Here is a 13970-nt window from a genome sequence, read left to right on the forward strand (position 1 = left end):
TCGCGTAATGCTCTCCGCGCGATTTCACGCGATCAAAGCGTGCCCGTCGCCACCCACGGCACCCGCTCGGCGGTTGCGTTGTCAAGCACCAGTTCGGCCACTCGCGATCGGTGCGCCTCAGCGCTGCCCAGCAGAGCGGCATCGGTGGTGGCTCGCTTGAAGTACAGATGCGCCTGGTGTTCCCAGGTGAATCCGATGCCGCCGTGCACCTGGATGGTGTCTGCGGCAATCTCGGCGAACGCCGCCGACGCGGTGGCCTGCGCGATGCTGCTCGCCAGCACCGGGTCGTCGGTGCCGTCGGTCAGTGCCCATGCCGCGTGATACGCCGCGGAGCGGGCGTGCTCGAGGTCTACGAGGCAGTCCGCCAGCCGGTGCTTGACGGCCTGGAAGGAGCCGATCTGCCTGCCGAACTGCAGCCTCGATTTCGCGTATTCCACCGACAGATCCAGCAGATGCTGTGCGGCGCCGACCTGTTCGGCGGCCAGCAACGCCGAAGCCACCTGGAATGCGTGGGTGATGACGCGATCGGCCTCGCCGGTGCCTGCCACCAATTGTGCTGGGGCAGCGGTCAGGACGATGGCGGCCTGCGGCCGGGTGAGATCGAGCGTGACCAGCGCGGTGCGTTCCACGCCAGGTCTCGTCGCCTCGACCGCGTAAAGGCTCACGCCGTCGGGGCCCGTCGCTGCCACCAGCAACACATCTGCGGCATCGCCGTCGACGACGCGCTCCACGGTGCCGGTGAGCGTCCCGTCTTCGGCGACACTGACATTCACCGCGGTCGGATCGAATGCGCCCGCCGTGTCCGGGACCGCGAACGCCGCGGTGCGGGTGCCCTCGGTGAGTGCGCCGAGGAGTTCGTCGCGCACCGCACCGGCCGAGGAGGCGACGAGCGCCGGGATCGACAGCAACACGGTGCCGAACACCGGACCGCACGCCAGTGCGGCACCGAGTTCCTCGAGCGCGATGGCCTGGTCGACGAGCGTGCCGCCGGCACCGCCGTCGGCCTCGGGGACTGCAAGGCCGAGCACGCCGAGTTCGCTGCCCAACCGTGCCCACACCTTCGGGTCGAACCGGGGCTCGGACTCCATGAGCGTCCGCACCGTCTGCTCGTCGAAGTTCTCGGCGCAGAACTTTCGGACCGCTGTCCGCAGCTGAGCCTGCTCGTCGGTGAATGCGAACTCAGATTCAGCCACGCGGGATCTCCTTCCACGGCATACCAGCATCGGCCCGCAGATCGCCGGGCAACCCGAGGATCCGTTCGCCGAGAATGTTGCGCATCACTTCTGACGTGCCGCCTTCGATGGTGTTGGCCTTGCTGCGCAGGAAACGCTGCTGAATGGGACCACGCCAATCCTTGGCGCTCTCGTCGTCTTCGCGGTCACCCGAGCCGTACCCGTGATACAGGATCCCTTCGGGCCCAAGAAGATCCATGCACCACTGGTAGATGTGCTGGTTGAGCTCGGCACCGACGAGTTTTCCGATCGACCCTTCGGGACCCGGCCCGCCGACGGTGGCCGCCGCGCGCGAACGCTCTGCGGTCAGCCGCTGTGCCTCCGAGCGCAGCCAGAGCTTGGTCAGCCGATCGCGCAGCACTGGGGTGCGCAGCTCCGGGCGGGATGCCCACAGCGCCACGGCATCCGAGATGGTCCCGGCTCCGCGACGGTTGCCGCTGCCGCCGAGCGCGCTGCGCTCGTTCATCAGTGTCGTCATCGCGACGTTCCAGCCGTTGCCGATCTCACCGAGCCGATGAGCATCCGGGATTCGGGCGTCGGTGATGTACACCTCGTTGAACTCGGCCTGGCCGGTCATCTGCCGCAGCGGCCTGGTCTCGACGCCGGGCCCGTGCATGTCCAGCACGAAGTACGTGAGGCCCTTGTGTTTGGGCACATCGGGATTCGAGCGGGCCAGCAGCAGTCCCCAGCGCGCCCGGTGCGCCAGGCTGGTCCATACCTTCTGACCGTTGAGCACCCACTCGTCGCCGTCGCGGACCGCGGAGGTGGCCAGCCCGGCCAGATCCGATCCGGCGCCCGGCTCGGAGAACAGCTGACACCAGATGTGTTCGGTGGTCGCCAGCGGGCGCAGCCAGGACTTCTTGAGCTCCTCGGACTGAGCGTGTTCGCGCACCGTGGGTGCGGCCATCCCGTAGCCCATCGGATTGAGGCCCAACGGTATGGGCCCGCCGGCGCCCTGCAGGATGCGGTCGGCCACGGCCTGCAGACCGCGCGACACCCCGAGCCCGCCGAGGCCCTCCGGAAAGTGCACCCAGGACAGGCCTGCGTCGTAACAGGCAGCCAAGTACTCGGGGATCGGGACTTTCTTGGGGTCGTGGTCGGCCACGACCCAGCGGGCGAGGTCGGCGACCCGGTCCGCATCAGCGACGCTGCTCATCCAGCCACGATAGGGAAAGGGATTCAGCCGGTCGCGCGCGGGCGGTAGCGTCACCGATCGTGGACCGAAAGCGCGTGGTGATCGCAGGGCTCGGTGACACCGGCGTGCTCACCGCGATCCGGTTGGCGCGTCGGTTCGATGTCGTCGGGATCTCGGTGAACCCCGGCCTGGTCAGCGGGCAGGAGCTCGGCACGCGGCTGGCCCGGCCCGAGGACTGGGCCCGCAACTACTGGATCGGCTTCGAGCGCTTCCGCGAACTCGACCGCGTCCGCACCGTGCACGGCACGCTCAGCGGGGCGGACCTGTCCGCGCGCACCGTCAGCTTGCGCGGCGCCGACGGGAACGAGCGGGTGGAACCCTATGACGCGCTGGTCATCTCCACCGGTGTGACCAACGGGTTCTGGCGCCAAGCCGTCCTGCAGTCGGCAGGGGATGTCGATGCGGGTCTGCGGACCGCGCACGAGCGGTTGGGTTCGGCACGCTCGGTTGCCGTCATCGGTGGTGGCGCCGCGGCGGCCAGCAGTGCGGCCAACATCGCCGTCCGGTGGCCGGGCACCCGGGTGGGGTTGTACTACCCGGGCGAACAGCCTCTGCCGCAGCATCATCGGCGGGCCCGGAAACGGGTCGAAGACCGGCTGGCTGCATTGGGTGTGACCCTGCACCCCGGGCATCGAGCCGTGGTACCGGAGGGCTTCGACTGCGCGGCCATCACCTCCGAACCCGTCCACTTCAGCGGCGGCCAGGCGCCGGTGCAGGCGGACGCCGTGCTGTGGGCCATCGGCCGGGTCAGCCCCAACACCGCCTGGCTGCCCGCCGACATTCTCGACGAGCGTGGGTTCGTGCGGGTGTCACCGGAACTGCGGGTGCCGGGGACCGACGGCGTATTCGCCGTCGGCGATGTCGCGGCTACCGACCCGCTGCGCTCCTCGGCCCGAAACCGGGCCGACGGACTGGTGGCCCGGAACGTCACCGCCTACTTCGCCGGTGGCCGCATGCGCAGTTACCGTCCGCCGGCCGGCCGCTGGGGCTCGATCCTCGGCGTCCAACCGGACGGGCTGGAAGTGTTCGCACCCAACGGGTTTGCCTTCCGGTTCCCCTCCTGGTCGATCGAACGGGTGCTGCAGCCGTGGATCGTCCGACGCGGCATCTACCGCGGGGTGCGGGCGCAGGATCAGTACATCGTCACCAAGGGCTGATCGACCGGCACCACGTAGGTGGACAGCATCAGGGTCCTCACCGTGCCGACGTTGTGGGCGTTGTGGACGACACCGGCCGGGATGAGGAACGGATCGCCCGAGTGCAGGTGCTGGGTCGGCCGATCGTCGAAGACCATGTCCACGTCGCCCTGGACGATGTAGCCCACCTCAGGTCCGGGATGGCTGTGCCGGCCGGACTCCTTGCCGACCGGGATCTCGAAGCGGGTCTGGATGATCTCGAATCCAGGTGTGGGAGCAGCGGAACGCTGAAGCTCGGTGCGTGAGACACCCGCGGTCGGATCATCGGCGAGCGCGGCGGGAGCGGTGAGGGTCGCGGCGGCGGCGGACACGGCGAGGACGGTCAGGGCGAGGCGTGTGCGGGTCATGTCTCCATCACACTCGCCTCAGCTCATCGAGTCCAACGATGCTTTTTGATGAACGTCATCAGCATCAGTGATGACACTTTCTCGGTTGTTGCAAACGCGGCTCAGGTCCGCGGCAGCGCCACGGGCACTGTCTGCAGGCCGGGGTACACCGGGGCCACCGGCGCGGGAACCGCCCCTGGCACTCCCGCCACCCGCGGCATGCCGGCCACACCGGGCACCTGACCCGGCACCTGAGCGACCTGGCCGGGCAGGGCCGGCGCTGCGGTTACGCCGGGCACCTGGCCGGGCAGGACTGGTGCAGCCGGAGCCGCTGCGACACCCGGTACCTGGCCGGGCACCGGGGCAACCTGACCGGGCACCGGCGCGACCTGCCCGGGCGCTCCAGGGACCGGCGCAGGCGGAGCGGCGGCCGCTGCCGCGGCCTGGCTGAGTACCCGCAGTAGGTCCGGCTTCATCTGCTGCAACTGCGATCCCCAGTAGTTCCAGTTGTGGGTGCCGTTCGGCGGGAAGTCGAACTTCGCATTGCGCCCGCCGGCGGCGATGTACTTCTGCTGGAACTCCTTGTTGGAGTTGATCGTGATGTTCTCCAGGAACTGCGCGCTGTACAGCGTGCCGAAATTGCCGCCGGGATCGTCGAGCTCGGAGGGAACGCCGTTGCCGCAGTACACCCAGATCGCGGTGTTGTTGGCGACCAGACGGTTGATGTTGACCGTCGGGTCGTTGCGACGCCAGGCCGGATCGCTGGAGATGCCCCACATGTCGGTGGGGTTGTAGCCGCCGGCGTCCTTCATCGCGAACCCGATCATGGTGGGCCACAGGCCTTGAGACGGATTCAGGAAGCCAGACAGGGCACCGGCGAAGATGAACTGGGAGGGGTGCCAGGCGGCCAGCGTCAGGGCGGCCCCGCCGGACATCGACAGTCCGACCACGGCGTTGCCGGTGGGCGCCACCTCTCGTTTGGCGGCCAGGTAGGCCGGAAGTTCCTGGGTGAGGAAGGTTTCCCACTTGTAGGTGGTGGTGCCGGCACTGCCCGCCGCGGGGCGATACCAGTCGCTGTAGAAGCTGGACTGCCCACCGACGGGCATCACCACCGATATGCCGGACTTGTAGAACCACTCGAACGCGGCGGTGTTGATGTCCCAGCCGTTGTCGTCGTCCTGCGCGCGCAATCCGTCGAGCAGGTACAGCGCGTGCGGACCGCCGCCCTGGAACTGCACGGTGATGTCGCGTCCCATCGCGGCGGACGGCACCTGCAGGCGCTCCACCGGCAGGCCATCGCGCGAATACGCCGCGGCCGTCGGCGTCGGCGCGGCCATCACCAGCCCCGGCAACATCAGTCCTGTAATCGCCGCGGCCGCCACGCGGCGCGACATCCGACCGAACATTCTCAGTCTCACACCGGCACGCTAACAACGCCCGTGCAGGCCCTACCGGGGCCGCGCCTGGCGTAACCCCTCTGTTATCAAGGTGATTCGGTTCCGATGCCGGAGGTTCGGCGCCATTCGCGCGGTGAGCGGCCGTGTGACCGGCGGAACTGACGGCTGAAGTATCCGGGATCGGCCATTCCCACCCTGGCGGCGACCTCGGCCACGGTCAGGTCCGTATCGGCGAGCAGGGCCCGCGCCCGGCTCATCCTGCGCTCGTTGATCCACTCGCCGACCGTCCGTCCGGTCCGCCGGCGGACCAGCGTGGTGAGATGGCCCGCTGTCATTCCGACCTCGCCGGCGATGTCCCGCAGGGACAGCGGCTCCGACAGCCTGCGGTCGATCGCCGAAAATACCTCGGCCAGCAACGGCTCTCCGCTGCGGCGCAGATCGCTGACCACGTCGTCGGCGAAACGGGCCAGGTCGATGAGCAGCAGGGTCAGATGGGCAAGCGCCGCTTGGCGATAGCCCGCGCGCCGAGCGGCCAGCTGCACCTCGATCGATCGGATCGTGCTGTCCCACAGCGGTTGTCGATCGGCAGGGATGTGCAGCAGAAGTAGTCCGCCGGATCGCCCGTGGATGAACGGGAACAGCAGCGGGTGGGCCTGCCAGGTGGGCCAGGGTGAGCCGGCGTCATGGCCGAGCGCGGTGGGCTCGAAGTACACGCCGATTCCGTCGGACTCGGCGGTCAGCGGTCGCGGATCGATCACCTCGCCCGCTGCCACCACGTAGACGACTCCTTCGGTCGGCACGTACCAGAGCACCGGGAAGTCGTGGATGTGCGGACGGTGCTCGGGCAGATCTGCGCGCCGACCCCTGGTCACCGACACCGGCGGGGCGTCGTGATCCGTCCAGTACCGGTAGACCGGGACGCCGTCGCGGTGGCGCACCAGGCGAGACGCGTCGGGCATGGGACCAAAGATAATCCTGATCTGGCCAATCTTCACCCAACTATCCGGGTTTCTCCAGATGGATCATGGAGGTCATGACCGAACATCGTCCACATCTTCTGAAGAACCGGCATGACTACCTGCCTGCCGCGGGCCACGATGCGTTCCTGCCCGGCTACGACCTTCTGACCCGGGTGCTGGGGATGAACCCCGCCTACCGCGACCTCGTGGCGCAGGCCGGACTCTCAGCCGGCCAGCGGGTCATCGAAATAGGTTGCGGTACCGGAAATCTCACTGTCCGTGCCAAGAAGGCGTACCCGGGAGTCGAGATCGTCGGGACCGACCCTGACCCACGGGCGCTGCAGCGTGCGGAGCGAAAGGCCAAGGGGCTCAGTGGTATCGGATTCATCCGGGCGTATGCCCAGGAACTGCCGTTCGACGACGGCGAGTTCGATCAGGCGCTGTCCTCGATGATGCTGCACCACCTCGACGATGAGACCAAGACCGCCGCCGCCGGTGAGCTGTTCCGGGTCCTGAAGCCGGGCGGGGGACTGCACGTCGTCGACGTGCGCGGCGACGGCCTCTCACAGCTGTTCGAGGACGCGGGGTTCGATTGCGCGGTGGTGGGATTCGGGCGGATCCGGCTGGCCGGAAAACTCACCTACCTCCGTGCGACTCGTCCGGCGTGAACGCGGAGGGCTTGGCCACCGAGATCAGCAGGCTCGACGGCGCGTCGCCGCCCTGACGAATCCGGTAGGTACCCCCTTCCAGGGCGTGGCGGGCCGGCTGGGTGGGCACCAGGTGCGGGAAGTCGTAGGTGGTCAGTGTGAGCCGCAGCCGGTGCCCCGGCTCGATCAGCGCCGCGGTGGGGAAGACGTCCAGGTCGTACCGGGTCAGCTCACCGGGCACCACCGGCTCGACGGCGGCGCGGGTGCTGATGTGATGCGGCCGCAACACTTCTCTTTCCGGTCCGTCCGCCGTGTACCACGTCGTCTCCGGATCCAGCGCCCGGTGCGATCCGAGCAGCGCGCCCTGGGTCAGCGGACGGCTGGCGCCATCCGGTGCCACGTCGTCGAGGTGGGCAACCCACAGGGTCTCGGTGGTGTCAGCGGTGGCGTGGACGGTCACCGTGACCGGTCCCGCGATGAGTTGCGCCTCGGTGAACTGGTCGGTGGTGTAGGTCAGGGCTTCGCGTTGCAGTCTGCGGTTGTCCATGTCGTACCGGATTCGTCGCCCGGCCTGCGCGGCCATGAAGCTGCCCATTCCGAGAGTCCACTGTTCGAGGCTGCGACCGGATATCGGCCCGCGCACCGCGTAGCGCAGGGTGGCCTCGGTCTGGTCGGCGGCAGGCTCGGTCTCAAGATGCCCGCCTTCGGCCAGATACAGGCGCGTCGGCGTGGCCTCGGGAAAGGGGTAGTCCTCTGCCTGGAACCACGACTGGTTGCCGATGGCCTGGAAGCGGATCGGCGAACCGGTGACCGCAGCCTCGGCGTCGTCCTTGAGCCAGCGGTCGAACCAGCGCAGCTGCAGCGCGTGCAGATGCAGGCCGTCGAGGTCCGAGACGTGGTACCAGGGGCCCATGATCAGCTGCACCCGGTCCGAGAGCGGCTGGCCGGGCTCCATCGGAGCGTTGGGGGGCCTGCCGGTGTAGGCGTTCTGCAGCGCGACGTAGTTGAGCGGGGCGCCGCGCTGGAAGGCATCGTGCCAGCCGCCGACCAGAAACACCGCGACGTCGTTCTTCGCGATGTCGGGCAGCACGTCCGAGGCGCGCATGGTGTCCCAGAAGGGGCCGTCGAAGGCCGTGTCGCCGCCGGCGGCAGCGTCACCGATCATGCTGCGGAAGTACTGACGCTGGTCACGTCCGCGTTGCCGGACCGCCGCGAGGCCGCCGGCCCGGGGGCGCTCATGAGTACCGCGCTTGGCGAACTCCAGGGCCGGGTTGACCACGTTGAGCAGTGAATAGACCGCACCGTAGGCGCGCACTGTGCGCATGTGCGGCACGCCGCCCATGGTGACCACGTCGCGGTAGAAGTCGTTGGCGGCCATCACCGGGAAGATCGCCTTCAGCGGTGAGTCAGGGCCGACCGCGGCAGCGGTGAGCAGCTGGTTGATCGCGAGGTAGGAGATGCCGAACATCCCGACCCGGCCATTGGAATTCGGCAGCCGCGCAGCCCAATTCACCAGGTCGACACCGTCTTGGACCTGGACGGCACCCAGCATCTCGAACGATCCGCCGGAGACGCCGGTGCCGCGCACGTCGGCCATCACCTCGATGTAGCCGCGCCGGATCAGGTACGGGGTGGCCCCGCCGCCGATCTGGGCGGCCGGCGGCGGGGCTTTCTTGCCGTAGGGCGTGATGGACAGCAGCACCGGGAACGGTCCCACCGCCGGCGCCCCGGTCTCGGGGTCCGTCGGGTAGTGGATGTCGGCCCGGAGCACCGTGCCGTCGGACGCGCGGACCGCCACATTGTGGTGGACGCCGACGCCGTAGCGGGCCGGTGGTGGGGTCCAGGCCGGTTCGAGTGGCGACGGATTGCGCTTACGGACACGTGTCGTCGATCGTCCGGCCACCCTGTTGCCCTGGTTGCCTCGGACCGCCTGCCACCGGTTCGCCATCCGTCCTCCTCGACGTGTCGGCCTGGCTCCACCGTAATGACTACCCGGCCATGAACTCCGAGTAGGCCGAGGCGAGTTCGGGCGACAGCGCCGTCACGTTGCACGCACGCTGGGTGTCCCCGATGGGGGCCAGGATGCCGCGCAGGTCGTTGTACTCCTGCGGGTTGGCGGTGAAGTAACCGCGCAGCGTGGCCGCGGCCTGCGGGCGAGGCTGGCTGAACGCGGCGGTCACAGCCTGGTTGGCGCCCGGGTGACTGTCCAGGTAGGCGCGCGCGGCACCGGTGGTGCTGCTGACGGTGCCGGCCACCCCGCTGGCGCTGCAGTCGGGTGCGGCGGCCGCCGTCGGTGCGCCGATCATCGCCGCGGTAACCCCGCCGAGCAGGCCCGCGGCACAGGCGCCGGCAATTCCACGGCGTGCGGTGAGAGCAGTGAATTTCATGATCATTTTTTCCTTCTGGGATTCTCATTGGGTCGCGACTCGTGATCGCTGTCCCCGGCCCGAATTCGAAAGTAACCGCGATGCGGTCGAGCAAAACATCTGCGGTGTGAAACGGCAGTGACGGCTGTGGCGGCGTTACAGTGCGCCGCCGTGAATTGCGCCTCAATACCGACGAATTGCGACCGATGATCTTGAAATGTCTCAGAGACCGCGCGCCATTCTTAATTGATCGTGATCTGCGGCGTTCGCGGTAGTGACCGAATTGTTATCCAGGAAACGCTCAGCTAACTGATCTGTTCACCGCTTGAGTGTTAGCCCGGACAGCGAGTTGCGCAGCCCGCCATCGAGGTAGATCTGCACACCTGCCACGGCGAGCATCACCGCGGCGGTTGCCATGTGCACGATCGCATCGGTGATGTTGTTCGGGAAGGCGAACACGTAGGCCACCTGGTTCGAGAAGAACGCCCAGATTCCCGGCAGCGCTCCGGCCACCGCGGCGAGCAGGAGATAGAGCACGGCCCAGGCTTTTCGCCGGCACAGCACCAGGCCGGGGCCGAACAATGCCAGGCCGGCCACTGCGTGCCAGCCGTTGTAGTCCATGCCCAGAATCGGCGTGGTCGGTGCATCGGGGCCGATGGCGAAGCTCGGCTCGGCAATGAAACCGATGATTGCCTGCACCACATGGAACAGCGAGATGATCAGCAGTCCCCACTGAGCGAAACTCCAGCGGCGACCCCGCACGCGAGGAGGACCATTAGACACAGTGTGGGGACGCTACGTCTACTACAGCGTGTAGTCAACGGTGCCGATCGCGTTCCTCACCAGGTGTCGACGAACCGCGCATGGGGCGCCGGACGCTCGTGCGCAGCGGCCGCGGCCAGCGTTGCGGCGATCAGGCCACGGGTTTCCGCCGGGTCGACGACGTCATCGATCTCGAACAGCGAGGCGGAGTTGAGCGCCCGCGCGTTCTCCTCGGCCGCCGCGGTGGCGGCCCGCACGGCCTGCTCACGCTCGTCCTCGTCGGCAATGGCCTCCAGCTCCTTCCGCAGGCCCAGGCGGACGGCTCCCTCCAGGCCCATCGGACCCAGGTGGGCACCGGGCCAGGCCACCGTGAGCAGCGGCTCATGGAGACTGCCACCGCACATCGCCTGTGCCCCAAGGCCGTAACCTCGCCGCAGGATCACCGCTATCAGTGGCACCGTGAGAGCCGCACCGGCCACCAGCAGCCGTGAACCGCGCCGCACCAGGGCCTCGGCCTCGGCCGCCGGGCCGACCATGTACCCGGGGCAGTCCACCAGTGAGATGACCGGCAGGCCGAACGCATTGCACAGTTGCAGGAACCGGGCGGCCTTGTCCGACGCCGCGGCGGTGATGGCACCGGCCATCACCATGGTGTTGTTGGCGATGACGCCCACCGGCCGACCGTCGATGCGCGCCAGGGCGGTCACCATCTCCGGGGCGAACTTCTCCCGCAGCACGGTCACCGAGTCGGGGTCGGCGAGCGTCTCGATGATGGGGGTCACCGGGTAGGCGCGCCGGGCCCGCTCGGGAATCATTGTGCGCAAAGCGGTTTGATCAGCGACGGGAACGGGTTCGATGGGCCCGGTGAAGTAGCCCATCAGCTTCTTGGTGACCGCGACGGCCTGCGCCTCGTCTGCGACCACGACGTCGACGACGCCGTTGGACGCCTGCACCGAGATCGGGCCGACGTCGTCGGGCGCCACCTCACCCAGCCCGCCGCCGGCGATCATGGCGGGCCCACCCATCCCGATCGAGCTGTCCTGGGTGGCGACGATCAGGTCGGCCGCACCGGCGATCACCGCATTGCCCGCGAAACACCGGCCTTTGACGACGGCGACGCGCGGCACCACGCCGGACAACCCCGCCCACAGCGCGAATGCCCGGATCTCCAGAGACGAGACCGTGGGAATGTCGGTGTCACCGGGACGTCCGCCGCCGCCTTCGGCGAAGAACACCGTCGGCAACTTGAGCCGCTCGATGATCTCGAACAATCTGTCCTTCTTGCGATGCCCCAGCGCGCCCTGGGTTCCGGCCAGAACGGTGTAGTCGTAGGACAGCACCGCACACGCCGCACCGCCGATCCGCGCGGTCCCGGCCAGCAGACCGTCGGCGGGCGTGCGTTCGATGAGATCGTCCAGGCTGCGACGGTGGCGCTGAGCCGCGATCGCGAACCGCCCGTACTCGACGAAGGACCCCTCATCGACCAGGTCGCCGATGTTCTCCCGCGCGGTACGGCCCCCGGTGGCATGCCGGCGGGCGACCGCGTCGGGCCGGCCCGCATCCTGCGTCAACGCCCTCCGGCGCAGCAGCTCGGCGAGATCGTCGCGGAGTGGTTCATCAGGCATCGGCAGGCTCCTGGAATAGCGGGCGGGCGGCCGGAGGTTGCGCACACATGTGACCGCCACCTCATCTAACCCGTCGTTCGATCCGCACGAACTGCTGGCCGAGGCCCGCTTGGGCGTGTTGGCCACCATCAAGGCCTCCGGTATCCCGCAGCTGTCGCCGGTGACGCCGTTCTACGACCGGGCCGCGGGCGTCATCCACGTGTCGATGACCGAAGGCCGCGCCAAGACGTCCAATCTGCGTCGCGACCCCCGCGCGGCGCTGGAGGTGACCAGTGCCGACGGCTGGGCCTGGGCAACGGCAGAAGGGCCGGTGAGGTTGATCGGCCCGGGTACCGATCCGCACAGCCCCGAGGTCGAGGCGCTCGTCGACTACTACCGAAGCGCAGCGGGGGAGCACCCCGACTGGGATGAATACCGGTCGGTCATGGTCTCCGACCGACGGGTGCTGATGACGCTGACGGTCGAGCGGGTGTACGGGGAGAAGCTGCGCTGACCTGGCGAACGACTCTCAGCCGACGGGGATCTCGGCCGCGATCCGGTCCAGCACCGCGGGATAGCGGTTGGCCTCCCGGTGAGCCCCGGGCTTACCGCTGCTGACGACCGCCGCCGACAGGCTGCGTTGCGGGTCGGCCCACACCGCGATGTCGACCAATCCGGTGTGCCCGAACGCGCCCTCGGTGTTGCGGCCGAACGGCCCGAAACGCTTGCCTCCCAGCATGTAGCCGGTGCCCCACCGCATCGGCTTGAGGCCGGTGGCCACATCGGGGCGCATGCGCCGGCACGGCGCCGTCGCGGCCTGCAACGTCTCTGGCTTCATGATCCGCACCCCGTCGAGTTCACCTCCGCGGCGCAGGATTTCGGCGAATCGGGACAGTTCGTCGGCGTTGGAGACGGTGGTGGACGAAGGGATGACACTGGTCAGGAACAGCGGCGTGTTGCTGAGCGGGATGATGCGGTCCAGGGTCCCGCCCACCGCGGCCCGGAACGCCGCCGCGATCGGCGCGGGCAGCGGCTTGCCGGTGACGTGGCTGGGCGCCACCAGCGGAACCTCTTCTGCGGTAACGCCGTAATTGGTCCACCGGAACCCCAGTGGGTTGAGGATCTCGTCGGCCAGGATGTCGCGGATGTTGCGGCCGGTCGCGGCCGAGACGATCTCGCGGACCAGCGGACCCCAGGTCAGACCGTGGTAGATGTGCACGAGGCCGGGTCGGTACACCGGTTTGAGCAGGGCGAGTTGCTCACGGGTGTACTCGCTGTCGTTCACGCGGGTGACGTCGGGGCGCGGTCCGGTGTGGATCGGCACACCCGCGCTGTGGGTGATCACGTGCCGGATCGTGGTGCGGTCCTTGCCGTGGCTGGTGTAGCTGGGCAGGTAGTCGCAGACCCGGTCGTCGAGGGAGAAGTGTCCCTGTTCGACGAGCATGTGGACCACGGTCGTGCTGATCGCCTTGGCCGCCGAATAGACGCAGAACGGGGTCGCGGTGGTGACCGGGATCTTCTCGGCATCCGGCGCATCGTCGGGGCCGTTACCCCATCCGTGGCCGATCGCGCGGTTCAACACGGTTTTCCCGTTGCGCCGCAAGCACACCTGGATGGCCGGGTGCAGGCCGGAGCCGTACCAGTGCCGGACCGACTCCCAGATCCGCTCGACGGCCCTCGGGTCGATCTCCGAGTGGTCCTCGTCGCCGATGTCGGTGACCGAGTCGAGGTCCGAGGGAAGGGCGATCTTGCCGGTCGGTGCTGGTTGGCTCATTCGCTCTTCCTGGTCAGGGTCGCGGAAAGGTGGTGTTGCAGTGGCTGTCCGACGGCGCCCATCTGCACGTCGTACGTCAGCTGGTCCCCGGTCACGTGGACGGAGCGTGACAGTGCCGCAACGTTTTTGGCCGATGCCGTCAGCCCGATGGTGGTCGCGGCCAGCTCCATATCGATGCGCCCGTCGTCGACGCGCACGGTGCCCTCCTGGATCTCGGTGATCCCGGTCGGATGCGCCAGCACCCATTCGACCCGGCCGGGCGCCGGGACCCGGAGGTACCCGGTCTCGGCGTGCAGCGGGCGGCCGTCGTCGCGGGCCCTGGTGCGCTGGCTGTAGGTCAAAAACGGCTTGCCGACATGGCCGAACGTGATCTCTTCGAGGTACTCGAACGATTCGATCGTCGGATACTCGCCGGCGCCGGGACCGGCCCAGGTGCCGAGCAACGGGGCCAGCACGTTCAGGTTCGGGTGGAGGTCGGGCACAACGACAGGGTACGGCGACGGTGCCGTGGC

General features: G+C 68.5%; 14 protein-coding genes. 3 read left to right on the plus strand and 11 right to left on the minus strand.

The genetic code is table 11. The annotated features are described in order from the left end of the window. Nucleotides 1-32: 32 nt before the first annotated feature. Entirely contained in the window at nucleotides 33-1193 is a 1161-nt protein-coding gene (locus ACNQR1_RS02995) for an acyl-CoA dehydrogenase family protein (RefSeq protein ID WP_418043884.1), read from the minus strand. After that, nucleotides 1186-2388: an acyl-CoA dehydrogenase family protein gene (locus ACNQR1_RS03000; RefSeq protein ID WP_418043885.1), complete on the minus strand. Its 1203-nt coding sequence runs from the start codon at nucleotides 2386-2388 to the stop codon at nucleotides 1186-1188. Before ACNQR1_RS03000 ends, ACNQR1_RS02995 begins: the two co-directional genes overlap by 8 nt. Nucleotides 2389-2447: 59 nt before the next feature. Between ACNQR1_RS03000 and ACNQR1_RS03005 the strand changes: the two genes are divergently transcribed. Next, on the plus strand, nucleotides 2448-3584 hold the full coding sequence (locus ACNQR1_RS03005; RefSeq protein WP_418043886.1) for an FAD-dependent oxidoreductase: 1137 nt from the start codon (nucleotides 2448-2450) through the stop codon (nucleotides 3582-3584). Here the strand turns inward: ACNQR1_RS03005 and ACNQR1_RS03010 are convergent. From ACNQR1_RS03010 to ACNQR1_RS03020, 3 genes are all read right to left on the minus strand, one after another. Next, nucleotides 3560-3970 (minus strand): cupin domain-containing protein, encoded by a 411-nt coding sequence (locus ACNQR1_RS03010; RefSeq protein ID WP_418043887.1) that lies wholly within the window; start codon nucleotides 3968-3970, stop codon nucleotides 3560-3562. The genes ACNQR1_RS03005 and ACNQR1_RS03010 overlap by 25 nt on opposite strands. A 101-nt stretch (nucleotides 3971-4071) precedes the next feature. Beyond that, nucleotides 4072-5343: an alpha/beta hydrolase-fold protein gene (locus ACNQR1_RS03015; protein ID WP_418050256.1), complete on the minus strand. Its 1272-nt coding sequence runs from the start codon at nucleotides 5341-5343 to the stop codon at nucleotides 4072-4074. Nucleotides 5344-5432: 89 nt separating this feature from the next. Further along, nucleotides 5433-6305, minus strand: a complete 873-nt coding sequence (locus tag ACNQR1_RS03020; protein ID WP_418043888.1) for a helix-turn-helix domain-containing protein — start codon at nucleotides 6303-6305, stop codon at nucleotides 5433-5435. A 74-nt stretch (nucleotides 6306-6379) separates the two neighbouring features. On the opposite strand from ACNQR1_RS03020, the gene ACNQR1_RS03025 reads away from it, so the two are divergent. Further along, a complete protein-coding gene (locus ACNQR1_RS03025; RefSeq protein WP_418043889.1) occupies nucleotides 6380-6973 on the plus strand; it encodes a class I SAM-dependent methyltransferase in 594 nt (197 codons plus the stop codon). Here the strand turns inward: ACNQR1_RS03025 and ACNQR1_RS03030 are convergent. The 4 genes from ACNQR1_RS03030 to ACNQR1_RS03045 all read right to left on the minus strand — a co-directional run bounded on the left by ACNQR1_RS03030 (nucleotide 6942) and on the right by ACNQR1_RS03045 (nucleotide 11705). After that, complete coding sequence (locus tag ACNQR1_RS03030; protein WP_418043890.1) at nucleotides 6942-8900, minus strand: CocE/NonD family hydrolase; 1959 nt, start codon at nucleotides 8898-8900, stop codon at nucleotides 6942-6944. The genes ACNQR1_RS03025 and ACNQR1_RS03030 overlap by 32 nt on opposite strands. A gap of 40 nt (nucleotides 8901-8940) precedes the next feature. Continuing rightward, entirely contained in the window at nucleotides 8941-9339 is a 399-nt protein-coding gene (locus ACNQR1_RS03035) for a heme-binding protein (RefSeq protein ID WP_418043891.1), read from the minus strand. Nucleotides 9340-9636: 297 nt separating this feature from the next. Next, nucleotides 9637-10080 carry a DUF4383 domain-containing protein gene (locus tag ACNQR1_RS03040; RefSeq protein ID WP_418043892.1) on the minus strand — a complete coding sequence of 148 codons (444 nt, stop codon included), beginning with the start codon at nucleotides 10078-10080 and terminating at the stop codon, nucleotides 9637-9639. A gap of 77 nt (nucleotides 10081-10157) precedes the next feature. Then, nucleotides 10158-11705 carry an acyl-CoA carboxylase subunit beta gene (locus ACNQR1_RS03045; protein ID WP_418043893.1) on the minus strand — a complete coding sequence of 516 codons (1548 nt, stop codon included), beginning with the start codon at nucleotides 11703-11705 and terminating at the stop codon, nucleotides 10158-10160. Between the two features lie 49 nt (nucleotides 11706-11754). Between ACNQR1_RS03045 and ACNQR1_RS03050 the strand changes: the two genes are divergently transcribed. After that, nucleotides 11755-12198, plus strand: coding sequence for a PPOX class F420-dependent oxidoreductase (locus ACNQR1_RS03050; RefSeq protein ID WP_418043895.1), 444 nt, complete (start codon nucleotides 11755-11757; stop codon nucleotides 12196-12198). A 15-nt stretch (nucleotides 12199-12213) separates the two neighbouring features. Here the strand turns inward: ACNQR1_RS03050 and lipE are convergent, their stop codons facing one another. Together lipE and ACNQR1_RS03060 are read right to left on the minus strand one after the other, a co-directional pair. Beyond that, the gene (gene lipE / locus ACNQR1_RS03055; RefSeq protein ID WP_418043897.1) at nucleotides 12214-13458 is read right to left on the minus strand and encodes a lipase LipE; all 1245 of its coding nucleotides are present in this window, start codon (nucleotides 13456-13458) and stop codon (nucleotides 12214-12216) included. Continuing rightward, on the minus strand, nucleotides 13455-13940 hold the full coding sequence (locus tag ACNQR1_RS03060; protein WP_418043899.1) for a peroxynitrite isomerase: 486 nt from the start codon (nucleotides 13938-13940) through the stop codon (nucleotides 13455-13457). Before ACNQR1_RS03060 ends, lipE begins: the two co-directional genes overlap by 4 nt. Nucleotides 13941-13970 lie beyond the last annotated feature (30 nt).

The sequence above is a fragment of the Mycobacterium sp. 48b genome (genome assembly GCF_048282725.1).
GTDB lineage: Bacteria > Actinomycetota > Actinomycetes > Mycobacteriales > Mycobacteriaceae > Mycobacterium.

What these genes read in the sequence shown, in the direction of transcription:
- ACNQR1_RS03025 (WP_418043889.1), top strand. Translation starts at nt 6,380, where the DNA reads ATGACCGAACATCGTCCACATCTTCTGAAGAACCGGCATGACTACCTG.
- ACNQR1_RS03010 (WP_418043887.1), bottom strand. Translation starts at nt 3,970, where the DNA reads ATGACCCGCACACGCCTCGCCCTGACCGTCCTCGCCGTGTCCGCCGCC.
- lipE (WP_418043897.1), bottom strand. Translation starts at nt 13,458, where the DNA reads ATGAGCCAACCAGCACCGACCGGCAAGATCGCCCTTCCCTCGGACCTC.
- ACNQR1_RS03035 (WP_418043891.1), bottom strand. Translation starts at nt 9,339, where the DNA reads ATGAAATTCACTGCTCTCACCGCACGCCGTGGAATTGCCGGCGCCTGT.
- ACNQR1_RS03030 (WP_418043890.1), bottom strand. Translation starts at nt 8,900, where the DNA reads ATGGCGAACCGGTGGCAGGCGGTCCGAGGCAACCAGGGCAACAGGGTG.
- ACNQR1_RS03000 (WP_418043885.1), bottom strand. Translation starts at nt 2,388, where the DNA reads ATGAGCAGCGTCGCTGATGCGGACCGGGTCGCCGACCTCGCCCGCTGG.
- ACNQR1_RS03015 (WP_418050256.1), bottom strand. Translation starts at nt 5,343, where the DNA reads ATGTCGCGCCGCGTGGCGGCCGCGGCGATTACAGGACTGATGTTGCCG.
- ACNQR1_RS03020 (WP_418043888.1), bottom strand. Translation starts at nt 6,305, where the DNA reads ATGCCCGACGCGTCTCGCCTGGTGCGCCACCGCGACGGCGTCCCGGTC.
- ACNQR1_RS03045 (WP_418043893.1), bottom strand. Translation starts at nt 11,705, where the DNA reads ATGCCTGATGAACCACTCCGCGACGATCTCGCCGAGCTGCTGCGCCGG.